The sequence below is a fragment of the Actinomycetota bacterium genome (genome assembly GCA_019347675.1).
In the GTDB taxonomy this organism is placed as follows: domain Bacteria; phylum Actinomycetota; class Nitriliruptoria; order Nitriliruptorales; family JAHWKO01; genus JAHWKW01.
Window position 1 is genome coordinate 61,843 of sequence record JAHWKW010000001.1, and the last position, 14,062, is coordinate 75,904.

The window sequence follows — 14,062 nt, forward strand, 5'->3', positions numbered from 1 at the left end:
TCGCGTCCGCAGGGCGACCGTCATGGGCCGTCCGCCACGTACCGGGCCGGGAGCAGCACCCGAGGGGTGCCTCCGGCCAGGTCCCACCGCTCCACCGGCCAACGCCGGCTACTGGCGCGGCGGAACAGGTGGACGTCAGGGTTGACGGCGACCGGGTTGCCGACCGCCTCGAGCAACGGCAGGTCGGAGTGGTTGTCGGCGTACGCGTACGAGGCGGCCAGGTCCGCCCCGGTCCTGTTCGCGTAGCGCCGCAGCCACGCGGAGCGGGCCTCGCCGACCAGCGGTGGGCGGATCAGGATCCCGGTGCAGATGCCGTCAGCGTCGGTGGCCAGCTCCGCGGCGACGATCTCGTCGAAGAGCGGAGCCAGCGGAAGCGCCAGCAGATCGAGGGCACCGGTGATGAGGATCGTGCGGTGGCCGGCGCTACGGTGGGCACGGATGCGGCGGATCGCCTGCGGTGATGCCCGTTGGAGGATCAGCTCGGCGACCTGGTCCTCGACGAGCCGACGCAGTGCCGCCAGGGACGCACCTTCGTAGCGGCGGTAGAAGTGACGCAGGAACCCCTCGCGGGTTCGTCGCTCGGCAATCAGGTACCGGGGAGCATCCCATGCCAGCGTGCCCGCGTGGCGGACCCAACCCGCGCCGTCGGCCTCGGCCATGCGCAGCCACAGGTACGACTCGACCACGTTGGTGGCCACCACGGTCCCGTCGAGGTCGAAGATGGCCACCGCGGAACCGTTGGAGGGCAGTCCGTCGGCGGGAGTCATCGACGGCCGCGACCGCGGCTGCGGCTCACGCAGCGACGCGGACACGCTGGGGCAGTGCACGTCCTTGAGGTAGTGGGGCCAGTCGAAACCGGCCGCGTCGAACGGGAAGCGGCGTTGATCGTCCGGGTCCAGTGACCGCAGCAGCCTGTGGGTGCGATCGTCGGTGTAGATCACCTCGATGTCGACGTAGGCACCGTAGAGGTCGGCGTACCGGCGCATGAACTCCACCTGGCGGCGGCGGCGGTAGATGCGCCGAGCGAGCGTCCGCGTCCGTTCCGACCGCGGCAGCCACTCCACGGCCGTGTCGGCGAACTCGACCAGCCGCTCGCCCGCACGCAGCAGCCGCATCACCCGGGAGGTGCCCGGGAACTCCCAGCGGGGCGGGTCGACCGGACCGTGGTCGCGGTCAGGGATGGGATGTTCGACGAAGTACTCGCGGACCAGCTCGTACAGCGTGCGGAAACGCAACGGGTTCCGTGCGCCGGAGCACACGTGGTAGTAGGCATGTCCCGAGTCCTGCGGCGGGTTGGCGGCGATCGCGATCAGGGCGTTGACGACCAGGTCGACCGGGATGAAGTCGATCACGCCGTCGGGGATCCCGGGGAACTCGACCAGCGCCCCGCGTCCGAAGCCGAGGATGATCGGCTCGGCCATCTTGAACCCCACGATCCATCCCGGCCGCGGATGGCGCAGCGCCGACTCGATGATCGAAGGCCGCACGACCGACAGCGGCAGGTCGGCGCAGACCTCCTCGGCGCAGCGCTCCCCCAGCGCCTTGGTGAAGGTGTACACGTCCGGCCAGCCCAGGCTCTGGGCACGCTTCCGCCCCCGCTCGACGAGGTGGTCGTCCACCCACTCGCGGCGGCGGCGCTCCGCGTCATCGGCAACCGCTTTGGGACCGGCCTTGCGGTTCTCGCCGCGCGCGTCGTCCAGCAGACGCTCGAGGAGCTCGGACTCGCGCGAACGGCGCTCGACGTGCTGGCGGGCGTGGCTGGCAGCGTCCGCTTCCGCCCGCCAATCGACAGCGTGCTCGAGCGGCGATTCCGGGATCACGCCCTGGGTCACACCGGCGACGTAGGCGGTGGAGACGTGCACGACGTGCGGTGCGCCACCGGCCTCCTGCACCGACCGGTACAGCCGCTGCACCCCGACGACGTTCGTGCGGAAGGCCGCATCGATGGGCGAATCGAACTCGACGCTGCCGGCGAGGTGGATCACCACGTCGATGTCGCCGGGGATGGACGGCGGCTCACCGGTGACGTCGCCCTCGACGACCTCGATGCGTTCGTCGAGGAACGCGTCGACCGCCTCTGCACCGATCCGGTCACGCAGCGGCTCGAACACGGGTGCGGTCAGCAGCTGGGCGACCCGGTCGCGGGCGGCCACCCCATCCTTGGAGCGGACCAGCAGGACCAGGCGGGTCTCGGGAAGGTCAGCGAGGACCCGCTCCAGCAGTGCCTGACCGAGGAAGCCCGTGACCCCGGTCAGGAACATCCGCTTCCCGGCCAGCCGGTCAGCGATCGGCACCGTTGCCTCCCCAAGCCACTCGAGCAGCTTCGCGGCGTGATGGCCCCGTCGACCACTCGAGGAGCAGCCGTCACCGGTGGTGACCAGGGGCGCACCACGGTGACGACCCTATACCGCACGGGCGCTGAAGATCGCTGGCCGACCGCCGCGGGCGGCCCCCACGACGTTGATCAGCGGGCGTCAGTCGGCGATGGCAGAGGAGCGATCGGACGAGAGCATCAGCTGGCGCACCGGGAGGTCACAGGGCCGGCACAGGCCGAAGCCCTGTCCGCAGTGCACGCCGAGGTCCTGCAGCGTGCGTAACTCCTCGGGGTGTTCGATGCCCTCGGCGACCAGCCGCTTGCCGTTCTCGTGTGCGAACGTGACCAGCGACAGAGCCAGCGAGCGACGCACGGGATCGATGTGGACGTCACGCGTGAGGCTGAGATCCAGCTTGATGATCGTCGGATCGAGACGGACGACGTGACGGAGGCTGGCGAACCCGGCCCCGGCGTCGTCCACGGCGAGGCGCACCCCGTGCTCCGCTAAGAGCCGCAGCGCCGCGTGGAGCGTGGAGTAGTCATCCACGGGAGCGTGCTCGGTCACCTCGAGCACCACGCGATCGCCGGGGTAGCGTGCGATCAGGTCGTGGAAGCGCTCGCTCTGCACCGTCGACGGCGAGACGTTCACGGCGAGGTACGCGTCGGGAGGCAGCTGCGCCATCCCGTCCAGTGCTTTGCGCGCCGCCGCGACCTCCAGCTCGAGCCCCAGACCGCCCTCGTGTGCGTCGTCGAACCAGGCGTGGGGCGGGCGGTTCGGCAGGGTGAGGAACCGGCTGAGTGCCTCGACCCCCACCAGCTCCCCGGATCGCAGGTCGTAGATCGGTTGGTAGACGGTGCCCGGGTCGCCTGCGTCGAGCGCGCGGCGCACCCGCCCGAAGGCTTCCTCGCGTGCTTGGTGCTCGGCGGTGTTGCCGGACTGCAGCGTGTACGCCAAGGCGAGCTCCTGGTTGAGCCGCTCCGCGAGGGAACGTTCGTGACGGTCGAGCGCCTCGGTGATCTTCACGTACTGAGAGAGCAGGCCGGCGGCGGGGACGGCGAACTGCGCACCCCGCAGCAGCACGCTGGCCCACCACAACGCCCCGAAGAAGCGGTACGCGGCGACGTCGAGCGCGAGATCCCACAACAGGAACGCCAGGCCGATGGTGATCCACGCCTCGGACCAGCTGGCGCGCTGCGCGACCCGGCGCATCCACGCCACGGTCACGGCGACCGCGGCGAACAGGAGTGCGGACACAGCGACGCGGTAGGTCGTGGTGAACGTCCCATCCGGGCGCGCGAGTCCAGGCATGGGCACCCCGACCGGCTCCAACGCCGCCAGGATGGTCACCCCGACGCCGATCGCGACCAGCCACCGTCGCCATGTGGCGGCTGGCTGCGGTTGCGCGAGCGCCGCCACCGCGAAGGCGATCAGCGTCGCGTGCCACACCAGGTACAGGGCAGCGGCCGCGTTCGGTCCGGTGTTGAGCATGTCGCCACCGCGCAGGAAGCTCGGCAGGCTCACCGCGGTCAGGCCCACACCGAGGGCTGCCACGAAGTACCCGGGGGTCATCCACTCCAGCAGCGGCTCGTGACGGACCCGCGTGGTGACACCCAGCAGGTAGCCGACGAGGACAGCGGCGAGGAACGCCACCGTGTAGACGATGACGGCCGTCGGCAAAAGACCCTGCAGCGGCTCAGCGACGGCCCCGACCAGCGCCACCACGACCGCCGCGACGATCGTCGCAACGGGGATCGCCACGGCGTTGACCGTGTGTGCCGGCCTCTCGTCCATCGGACGGTAGGCCGTGTTGACGTCTGAGCTGGTGTATTGGCCAACGTCCTGTGACAAACTTTCACCCCATGGGGATACCCATTCCGTGAGCGCCGCGGCACGCCGGCCGGTCACGGGTCCGCCGGGGAGGCCGCCCCCCGTTCACTCACAGCGATGCCGACACTACGCGCAGTAGCACCCGAGCGATCGGGCGTGCCCGTCCGAACGTGCAGTGGCGGCCCGGCCGTCGACGGGACGCGTCACCGCAACGCGGGCAGGCGGCGCCACCGCGTGTCCAGACGCCACAGCCCCGCCGCTCGCGCCGTCGCCAGTGCCTGGTCGAACTCCGACGAGGTGATCCGCCGGTCGATGTCGCCGTACCGGTCGGTGGTCGTCACCTTCCAGTCGGGGCGGTACTGGTCCATGATGTTCAGGTACAGGTCGGCCGAGAGTCCGGCGAGGAACTCGATGATGGCGCGAGCGTCGTCGACGAGGCCGGGCATCACCAGGTGGCGGACCATCACACCGCGGAGCGCCAGTCCGTCACGGTCCACGATCAGGTCGCCGACCTGTGCGTGCATCGCCGTCACGACCCGCCGGGCGATCTGCGGGTAGTCGCGCATCCCCAGGTAGCGGTGGCAGTGCTCGGGATCCCACAGCTTCAGGTCCGGCATGTAGACGTCGACGACCCCGTCCAGCAGCTTGATGCTGTCGAGGCTGTCGTAGGCGCTGGTGTTGTAGATGAGCGGCAGGTTCAGGCCACGCTCGACCGCCACCGGGAGCGCCTCGAGGACCTGCGGCACGACGTGCTCGGGGGTCACCACGTTGATGTTGTGACAGCCGGCGTCCTGTAGCCGGAGCATGATCGCGGCGAGGTCGGTGGCGGTGACCTCGTCGCCCACGGGGCGCTGGCTGATGTCGCCGTTCTGGCAGAACACGCAGCGCAGGTTGCACCCGGCGAAGAAGATCGTCCCTGAACCGCGCCAGCCGCGGAGCACATCCTCTTCTCCGAAGTGGGGGAAGGCGCTGGCGACCCGCGCGTGGCGGCCGATGCGGCAGGCGCCGAGGCGGTCGGCGAGGCGGTCGACGTCGCGGCAGGGTCGCGGGCACACCCGGCAGGGAGTCAGCAGATCGCCGGCGGCTTCGGCGCGTTGGGCCAGGACACCGGCTTCGTGCGCCTGCACGTAGGCGGGGACGAAGCCCGCGCGCGGCCGTTGGAACCGCCCGCGGCCGTCGACGTGGTCAGGGACCTTCCAGCTGCGGACACCGACCATGTCGTCCCCCGACCGGGTCGCTGATCAGAGCGTCACGGGAGCGACGCTACCGGCCGGTGACGGGTCGGTGGGGTTCGGCGGCGCCGCCTTCTTCACGTGGCTGTGGTGTGCACGCCGCGTCGCCCGAGCGGGGGACGTGGCGCTGTGGTAGGAGGAGGTCGCATGGAGACGCATGCGCCAGCTTTCACGATCCAGGACGCGATCGACGACATCGGGTTCGGGCCGTTCCAACGCAAGCTCATGCTCGTGGCCGGGCTCACGTGGGCCGCAGACGCCGCGGAGGTGCTGCTGATCGCCTTCGCACTCCCCGACATCACCCGGGAGTTCGGACTGGACTCCTTGCAGGCCAGCCTGATCGTGACCGCCACGTTCCTCGGGATGCTCGTCGGGGCGTGGTTCTGGGGGAACATCTCCGACCGCATCGGTCGGCGCACCGGCTTCCAGCTGACCGTCTTGATCTTCGCCGTGTTCGGTGCCGTATCGGCCCTCGCACCCAACGCGCTGTGGCTCGCGATCCTGCGGGCCATCACCGGATTCGGTCTCGGGGGGGCGTTGCCGCTGGACTTCTCGCTGTTCGCCGAGTACCTGCCCAGCCAGCGGCGTGGACGCTACCTGGTGCTGCTGGAGAGCTTCTGGGCGCTGGGAACGATCGTCGCCGCGGGACTCGCCTGGCTGCTGGTCCCCACGGTCGGGTGGCGGCCGCTGCTGGCCTCCACGGGGGTCGCGGCTTTCCTCGTGCTGTGGATCCGGGCGCAGATTCCCGAGTCGCCCCGCTACCTCGCCACGGCGGGGCGCCTCGACGAGGCACGTGCCGTGCTGGCCAAGGTCGCCGAAGCCAACGACCGCCCGACGCCCCCGCTCGAGGAGGCCGTCCCCGCCACCCGCCCCGCCACGACGCCGGCGACGTTGTGGGAGCCGCGGTTCCGACGCCGCACCACCATGCTGTGGTTGGCGTGGTTCGGGATCTCGCTCGGCTACTACGGCATGTTCACCTGGCTGCCCAGCGTGTTCGTCGGCCGCGGTTTCACGTTCCTCGACACGTTCCAGTACACCTTCATCCTGGCGCTGGCCCAGATCCCCGGGTACTTCTCCGCCGCCTACCTCGTCGAACGCTGGGGACGGAAGCCGACCTTGGCGTCCTACCTCGCGGTCGCGGGGGTCTTCACCTACCTGTTCGCCACCGTGTCCACCACCGCCTGGGTCGTCACCTCCGCGGTGCTGATGAGCTTCTTCGCCCTCGGGGCGTGGGGAGCGCTGTACGCCTACACCCCCGAGCTGTACCCGACCGAAGCACGTGCCACCGGGGTGGGATGGGCCAGCGGCATGACCCGCATCGCCGGGGCGATCGCCCCGGTCGTGGGCGGGCTCCTGTTGCCCATCTCGCTGGTGGTGGCGCTCACGATCTACGCCGTCGGGTTCGTGGCTGCGGCCGCCGCGGTCGCGCTGCTCGGTGTCGAGACGCGCGGCGAGCCCCTGCTCGACATCGGCGGCGGAGCAACCTGAAGCGGTTCAACCGGTGGCCAGCGACCTGCCTCGGCCTTCCTCGCTGCGGCCCCGCAGCCAGCGGTAGCCGTACCCCTCGATCGCCAGGACCTGGCCCTCGGGCGGGGCGTACGCCGAATCGGCGAAAACGTCAGAGACGAACGCCAGCTCCGTGAGGATCCCGAGCTTGACCCGGCACGCCTCCGGCGAGAAGTTGGCCAGGACGATCACGACCTGGTCGAACAGGCGGTAGGCGATGGCCAGGACGCCGTCCACACCGGTGTCCAGCACGTCCCAGGTGCCGGAGCCGATCTCTGACTGCTGCCGCCGCACGCGTATCAGCCTTTGCATCCAGTTGAGGAAGGAACCAGGGTCGACGCGCTGTGCGGCGACGTTCATATCCTCGTACCCGTACGGTCCTTCGCTGATGACCGGTCGTGCGATCGTCTCCGGATCGGCACTCGTGAAACCGGCGACCGCGTCGGACGACCACTGCATCACCGTCCGCACCGACATGCGTTCCCCGGCGGAGAGGTCGTCGCCCATGCCGATCTCCTCGCCGTAGCGCAGCATCGGCGCGCCCGGCAGCGACATCACCGCCGTGTAGGCCAGCTCGAGCCGGCGCCGGTCGCCGCCGAGCATGGGAGGAAGACGTCGGCGGATCCCTCGCTTGTAGACCTGCATGTGCGGCTCCGGCGCGAACGCGCCCATGACCTGCCCACGCTCGTCCTGGCTCAGCTTGGTGAGATCCAGCTCGTCGTGGTTCCGCGCCCAGTTGACGTAGACGCATCCGGTCGGAGGCACCGGCACGTCGTTCAGCCCCCGGCGCAGCGGTCCCGCGTCCTCACGAGCCAGCGCCAGGAACAGCTCGTTGTTCCACACGAAGTTGAACATCAGGTTCACGCGACGGCCGTCGCCGAAGAACGCGATGTAGTCGTCGGCGTCGACGTTCGCTTCGGCGAGGACGACACCTTCGTGTGTGTACTCGTCGACGATCGCTCTCATCTGTTCGATGAACCACAGCCCGTCATCGGTCGGGTCGGCCCAACGCGCCTTGTGCGCGATGAACGGCGCAGCGTCGATGCGGAACCCCGCCACGCCGAGCTGCAACCAGAACTCCATCACCTTGAAGATCTCGTCGCGCACCTGCCGGTTGGCGAGGTTGAGGTCGGGCTGGTGGGCGTAGAACCAGTGTAGGTAGTAGGCGTCGACCTTCTCCTCGTAGGTCCAGACACCCTCCTGAACCCCCGGGAAGACCGGGCCGTACCGCAGGTCCGCGACCGGCTCCTCACTCCAGACGTAGTAGTCGCGGAACTTCGAGTCGGGGTCGGCCAGTGCCTGCTGGAACCACAGGTGTTCACGCGATGTGTGGTTGATGACCAGGTCGATGATCACCCGGATGCCACGCTTCTCCGCGTCACGGACGACGCGGACGAAGTCGCCCAGGTTGCCCAGGCGCGGGTCGACGCTGTAGTAGTCGGTGATGTCGTACCCGGCGTCGCGGTTGGGAGACGGGAAGAACGGTTGGAGCCAGATGCAGTTGACGCCGAGCGCGGCCAGGTAGTCGAGGCGGGCGTGGACGCCGGACAGGTCACCGATGCCGTCACCTTCGCTGTCGTCGAACGCTTCGACGTCGATGGCGTAGAACGTCGCGTTCTCGTACCAGGCTCTTCTCATCCCGGCCTCCTGGCCATGCCGCTGCCGTGGCCACCAACCGTACGACGCGGACGGCGTTGCTCCGTTCGGACGCTCCCTACCCTTCAACAGACACAACCGCCGGACAGGTGTGGATGGCTGAGCCCAGCGTCGTTCCCGACCATCCACCGGCGACGGTCGTCGAGGAGCCCCTCCGACCGGCGTCGCCATGGTGGCGGTCGGGCGTCGTCTACCAGATCTACCCGCGATCGTTCGCGGACTTGGACGGAGACGGCGTCGGTGACCTGCCCGGCATCCGGGCCCGGCTCGAGTACCTGCGGTGGCTGGGGGTCGACGCGCTGTGGCTCTCACCGATCTACCGCTCTCCGATGGCGGATTTCGGGTACGACGTGTCCGACCACTGCGACATCGATCCGTTGTTCGGAACGATGCACGACTTCGACGCGCTTCTGCGTGACGCGCACGACCTGGGGATCCGGGTTCTGCTCGACTGGGTGTCCAACCACACCTCCGACCAGCATCCCTGGTTCGTGGAGTCGCGCCGGTCGCGGCGCTCACCGAAGCGCGATTGGTACATCTGGCGTGACGGGTCACCGGATCGGCCACCCAACAACTGGAGGGCAGCGTTCGGCGGATCGGCCTGGGCCCACGACGACCGCACCGACCAGTGGTACCTGCACCTGTTCCTGCCCGAGCAGCCCGATCTGAACTGGGCCAACGCCGACGTCGAAGCCGCGATGCACGACGTGCTCCGGTTCTGGCTGGATCGAGGGGTCGACGGTTTCCGGGCCGACGTCGTGCACCTGATCGGGAAGGACCCTGCGCTTCCCGACCAGCCACCGGAGCTGGCCGACCGCGACCTCGTCTCCGTCCACGATCATCCGGGGACCCACGAACTGCTCAAGCGGGTACGCAAGGTCCTCGACGAGTACACGGGCGACCGGATGATGGTGGGAGAGGTCAACCTCGAATCGGTGGAGCGGATCGCGCCGTACTACGGCGACAGGGACCAGCTCAACTTGGTGTTCAACTTCTCGCCACTGCACGCGCCGTGGGACGCTGCGACGTGGCGCGACGCGATCGAGGCGGTCGTCGTCACGCTCCATCCCCGGCGGGCGTGGCCGACGTGGGTCCTGTCCAACCACGACGTGCCGCGTCACAGGAGCCGTTACGGCGGCTCGCTGCAGCGCGCACGTGCGGCAGCCGTGCTGTTGCTGACGTTGCCGGGGACACCGTTCCTGTACCAGGGTGAGGAGCTGGGTCTGCTCGACGCCGACGTTCCCGCCGATCGCCGTGTCGACCCCGGGGGGCGTGACCCGTGCCGGGCCCCCATGCCGTGGTCGGCCGACCCGCCGCACGGGTGGGCCGCTCGTCCGTGGCTACCGTGGCCGCCCGGCCCGGCCCGCCACGCCGTCGAGACGCAGCAACGGGACGCGACGTCGATCTTGCGGCTGTACCGGGATCTGATCGCTGCGCGTCGGCGCTCCGTCGCCCTGGCGGTCGGCGACTGGACGCCTCTGGACACCGCCGATGGGGTCCTCGGCTACCGGCGGAGGGCGGCAAGCGACCAGCGCACGGTCCTGGTCAACTTCACCGACCGGCCACGGCGGGTCGAGCTCGACACGACCCCCGTGGTCGACATCTCCTCGGTTCGTCGCGGAGAAGGTGAACCCTTCACCGGTCAGCTGCCCGCTGACGGCGCCGTGGTGCTGCGGTAGCGGTCCCGCTTGAAGCTCCGTTCGAGCCCGAGCGCCGCTGCAGGCGGTCAAAGGAGACAGCACGTGAAGCAGCGGACAGCGATCGTCGCACTCGTCGCCGGGTTGGCTGCCGTGGCCGTCTCGACGGCGTGCGCAGGCGACGACGAGCGAACGACGGTCGGGCGTCTGCCGCCGTCCCACCACGTCCACGCGCTGCGGGCGGCGGACGACGGCACGCTCCTGCTGGGCGTGCACGGGGCACTGTGGCGCTCCACCGACGCAGGCCTGACCTGGGAGGAGGTCGGCCTCGAGGGCGAGGACGCGATGGCGATCGGGATCGATCCCGGCACTGACGGGCCGCTGCTGGTCGCCGGTCACGGCCTGCTGGCTCGCGCGCCGCGCCCCACGGCTCCGTTCGACTCGCTGCGGCCCGACGAGCTCGGGTCGCTGGACGTCCACGCTCTGGCCCAGGCTCCGTCCGAACCGACCACCGCCTACGCGTTCGTGGTCGACGCCGGGCTGTTCATCACGGACGACGCCGGTGACTCGTGGACCCGGGTCGCACCCCTCGGCGACGAGTTCGGCTCCGACATCACCGGGATGGCGGTGGATCCGGCCGACCCCGACACGCTGTTGATGGCCGGCGGGCGGACCGGGGTGGTGCACTCGACCGACCGCGGCCGCACGTTCAACCGGGTCGTCGGGGCCGGCGGGTTCGCGGTCGCGTACGTCGGCGACCGATCCGACCAGGCGGTCGCCGTCACGCAACGGGGCATCGAGACGTCACAGGACGGCGGCAGGACGTGGCAGGTGGTCACCCAGCCCGGCGTGTTGCCGGGGCGGCCAGCGGCCCTGGCTGGTGACGGTCACGGCGCGGTGTGGGTGGTCACCGAGGAACCGCGCAGCCTGCAACGCAGCCACGACGGGGGACGAACCTGGGAGGAGATCGCTCGCGCGTGACCCTGCGATGTCGCCTGCGGTGACGTCGATCAGCTGGCGGAGCGTTGGCCGACGGAATCGACCGTCGAGGCTATCGCCGCTGGCCGCTCGTGATCGGCCGTCACCGACCAGGCGACCCCTCGGCGGATCCGGCTGCGCCTGGTGAGCAGGTCAACGGCGGTCGACCCCGTGGCCGCGACCGCCGCGGCCCAGCTCGGTCGCGCCCCGTCCAGGAGGTCGTTCCAGTACACCGCCCACCCGCTGGCCGCGGCGCGGCCGATCGCCGGGGCGGTCAGCACACGTCCCGCGGCCGCCGCCACGCGGGGACGGGGCAGCAGCGCCGCGTGGACTGCGGCGTTCGAGCCGTGGAACCGGGCGTAGGAGTCGGCGACGAAGCGCCGGTACGCGGGAGCGGGACACTCGGGCCGGGCGAGGATCGCCTCGGCCGCGCCCCGTCCGCTGCCCATGGCCTGGCAGATCCCCTCTCCCTGCAGCGGGTTGACCAGGCCGGCCGCGTCGCCGACGAGCAGGACCCGATCACGGCCGGGGACGGCTCCCACGATCCCGAGCCGCAGCCATCCTCCTCGCCGCGTCGCGGGGTCGGGAGGGCGTCGCAGGATGCCGCTGCGCTGGAGGTCAGCGAAGAAGCGATCGACCAGCGGGGCGAGCCGCGCGCCGCCACGCCGGTCGTGCAGCGCCCCGATCCCCAGCCCGACGTTGGCCCGACCATACGGGCCGGGGAACAGCCAGCCGTAGCCGGGCAAAGCCCGCCACCGTTGCGGTTCCCACAGCACGATGGTCGGCACATCGACGTCCGCGTCGACGTACCAGCGGAGCGCCAGGCCCCACAGCGCCGCCGCCGGCGCCACGAGCCCCGTCGCCCGCCCGACCGTGCTCAGCGCCCCGTCCGCCCCCACGACCACGTCGGCGCGAACGCGGCTGCGGTCGGACAGCGCGAAGCCGGTCAGCCCGTCTCGCCCCATGATCGGTGTGGTCGCCGACGCGCGGCGGAAGTCGGCACCGGCCTCGCGTGCGGCTTCCAACAGGTGGGCGTCGAACCGGACGCGCGGGACGATGATCCCGTGGTCGGCGTAGGTCCGCCCGAGGTGACGAGGATGGTCAACGGCACGCCCGGTGGGACCGACCACCCGCATCCCGGTGACGTCGAGCGCGCCGGGCGGGTCGATCCCGAGCTCATCGAGGAGCCGCACCGCGCGTGGACCGACCAGATCGCCGCAGGCCTTGTCGCGCGGGAAGCGCGCCTTGTCGACGATGGCCACGCGGGCGCCGGCCCTGGCCAGGACCAGCGCCGCCACGCACCCTGAAGGCCCAGCCCCGACGACCAGGACGTCACAACCATGCTGGCTCACGCCCCCACCTCCTCGCGTCTACGGTACGACGGCCATGAGCGCACCTGCCCCACCGACCGCCACCGACCGCAACGACTCCGCCCGGCGGCTGTTCCGTGGTCTACCGCCCCGTTACGACCTCCTGGCTGAGCTGCTGTCGTTCGGACAGAACGGCCGGTGGCGGCGGACGATGATCGACCAGGTCGTCGCGGCCCGGCCCGGCACGGTCCTGGACGTGGCCACCGGCACGGCTGGGGTGGCCCGTGAGCTGGCCCGCCGCGCGGGCGCGGACGTGACCGGGATCGACCTGACCGAGCAGATGCTGCGCCGGGGACAGGCAGCGGTCGCCGAGGACGGTCACGCAGACCGGATCCGGCTGGCGGTCGGGCGGGCGGAGCAGCTGCCGTTCGCCGACGCGACGTTCGATGCGCTGACCTTCACCTACCTGATGCGGTACGTCGCCGATCCACCGGCCACGCTCCGGGAACTGGCGCGTGTGGTCCGGCCCGGTGGCGTGATCGCGTCGCTCGAGTTCCACATCCCCGCGCAGCCCGCGTGGCGCGGGCTGTGGTGGCTGTACACCCGGGTGGGTCTGCCCGCGCTGGGGGCTCTCGCGGGGCGGTCGTGGTACGAGGTGGGGCGTTTCCTCGGGCCCAGCATCAGCGAGCACGGCCGCCACTGGCCGGTGGCCCGGATGCTCGCGGCGTGGCACGAGGCCGGGATCGTCGCCGTCGACCACCACGTCATGAGCCTCGGTGGTGGCGTGGTGATGTGGGGGGTGAGAGCCGGTGGCTGAACGCCCCGGACCGAACGCCGGGGACCGACGCCCCGCCTTCTACGCCGCCGGCTCCGGAGGCTGGCGGGACTGGTGGACGGTCCTGCACCCCCCGTACACCCTGTGGCATCTGAGCTACGTCGCGCTGGGTGCCGGCCTGGCGCCGCAGCTCGACGTGGGCAGGTTCGTGGCGACGCTGGTGGCGTTCTTCCTGGCCCTGGGGATCGCGGCGCACGCGCTCGACGAACTCAACGGTCGGCCGCTGTCGACCGCGATCTCCGACCGGGTGCTGATGGTGGCCTCCAGCGTGTCACTGGCCGCGGCGGCAGCGATCGGGATCGTGATGCTGATCCGTGTGGCTGGAAGCCCGGGGTTCGTGGTCGGGGCGATCGCGCTGATCGTGACCGGAGTCGTCCTCGTCGTCGGGTACAACCTGGAGCTGTTGGGGGGACGTCTGCACACCCACGCCGGTTTCGCGGCGGCGTGGGGCGCGTTCCCGGTCGTCACCGCCTACTACGCTCAGGCCGAGCGGCTGGCCGGGCCGGCGATCCTCGCGGCCGGCGCTGCGTTCGCGGTGTCGTGGGCGCAGCGGGCGCTGAGCACACCCGCGCGGTTCGTGCGTCGGGAGACCGACCGGGTCGAGATCCACGTCGCCACCACCGAGGGCGCCTCGACGCGTCGCTTCGACGAGCGCTTCCTGCTGGCCCCGCTCGAGGATGCGCTGCGCGCGCTGTCGTGGGGGATGGTGCTCCTGGGGGCCGCGCTGGTCGCCGCCCGCTTGGCGTTCGGCTAGACCCGGGACGGC

11 protein-coding genes are annotated in these 14,062 nt (G+C 70.8%); 6 read left to right on the top strand and 5 right to left on the bottom strand.

Annotation, left to right across the window (positions count from 1 at the left end; translation table 11 throughout):
- Positions 1–20 precede the first annotated feature (20 nt).
- The 3 genes from KY462_00270 to KY462_00280 all read right to left on the bottom strand — a co-directional run bounded on the left by KY462_00270 (position 21) and on the right by KY462_00280 (position 5,359).
- Positions 21–2,294 carry an HAD-IB family hydrolase gene (locus tag KY462_00270; protein MBW3576180.1) on the bottom strand — a complete coding sequence of 758 codons (2,274 nt, stop codon included), beginning with the start codon at positions 2,292–2,294 and terminating at the stop codon, positions 21–23.
- Between the two features lie 180 nt (positions 2,295–2,474).
- Complete coding sequence (locus KY462_00275) at positions 2,475–4,073, bottom strand: EAL domain-containing protein (protein MBW3576181.1); 1,599 nt, start codon at positions 4,071–4,073, stop codon at positions 2,475–2,477.
- A 272-nt stretch (positions 4,074–4,345) separates the two neighbouring features.
- Positions 4,346–5,359 carry a radical SAM protein gene (locus KY462_00280; GenBank protein ID MBW3576182.1) on the bottom strand — a complete coding sequence of 338 codons (1,014 nt, stop codon included), beginning with the start codon at positions 5,357–5,359 and terminating at the stop codon, positions 4,346–4,348.
- On the opposite strand from KY462_00280, the gene KY462_00285 reads away from it, so the two are divergent.
- On the top strand, positions 5,358–5,510 hold the full coding sequence (locus KY462_00285) for a hypothetical protein (protein ID MBW3576183.1): 153 nt from the start codon (positions 5,358–5,360) through the stop codon (positions 5,508–5,510). The two genes, KY462_00280 and KY462_00285, sit on opposite strands and share 2 nt — an antisense overlap.
- 11 nt (positions 5,511–5,521) lie before the next feature.
- Complete coding sequence (locus KY462_00290) at positions 5,522–6,862, top strand: MFS transporter (GenBank protein ID MBW3576184.1); 1,341 nt, start codon at positions 5,522–5,524, stop codon at positions 6,860–6,862.
- Between the two features lie 6 nt (positions 6,863–6,868).
- On the opposite strand, the gene KY462_00295 is transcribed toward KY462_00290, so the two are convergent.
- Positions 6,869–8,518, bottom strand: coding sequence for an alpha-amylase family protein (locus KY462_00295; protein ID MBW3576185.1), 1,650 nt, complete (start codon positions 8,516–8,518; stop codon positions 6,869–6,871).
- A 113-nt stretch (positions 8,519–8,631) separates the two neighbouring features.
- Between KY462_00295 and KY462_00300 the strand changes: the two genes are divergently transcribed.
- On the top strand, positions 8,632–10,215 hold the full coding sequence (locus tag KY462_00300; protein MBW3576186.1) for a DUF3459 domain-containing protein: 1,584 nt from the start codon (positions 8,632–8,634) through the stop codon (positions 10,213–10,215).
- Between the two features lie 63 nt (positions 10,216–10,278).
- Complete coding sequence (locus KY462_00305; GenBank protein MBW3576187.1) at positions 10,279–11,154, top strand: hypothetical protein; 876 nt, start codon at positions 10,279–10,281, stop codon at positions 11,152–11,154.
- Positions 11,155–11,183: 29 nt separating this feature from the next.
- On the opposite strand, the gene KY462_00310 is transcribed toward KY462_00305, so the two are convergent.
- Positions 11,184–12,503 carry an NAD(P)/FAD-dependent oxidoreductase gene (locus KY462_00310; GenBank protein MBW3576188.1) on the bottom strand — a complete coding sequence of 440 codons (1,320 nt, stop codon included), beginning with the start codon at positions 12,501–12,503 and terminating at the stop codon, positions 11,184–11,186.
- 34 nt (positions 12,504–12,537) lie between these two features.
- Between KY462_00310 and KY462_00315 the strand changes: the two genes are divergently transcribed.
- Together KY462_00315 and KY462_00320 are read left to right on the top strand one after the other, a co-directional pair.
- Positions 12,538–13,278 (top strand): class I SAM-dependent methyltransferase, encoded by a 741-nt coding sequence (locus KY462_00315; protein ID MBW3576189.1) that lies wholly within the window; start codon positions 12,538–12,540, stop codon positions 13,276–13,278.
- Positions 13,271–14,050 carry a hypothetical protein gene (locus tag KY462_00320; protein MBW3576190.1) on the top strand — a complete coding sequence of 260 codons (780 nt, stop codon included), beginning with the start codon at positions 13,271–13,273 and terminating at the stop codon, positions 14,048–14,050. The genes KY462_00315 and KY462_00320 overlap by 8 nt, the downstream gene beginning before the upstream one ends.
- The last annotated feature ends 12 nt before the right edge of the window (positions 14,051–14,062 follow it).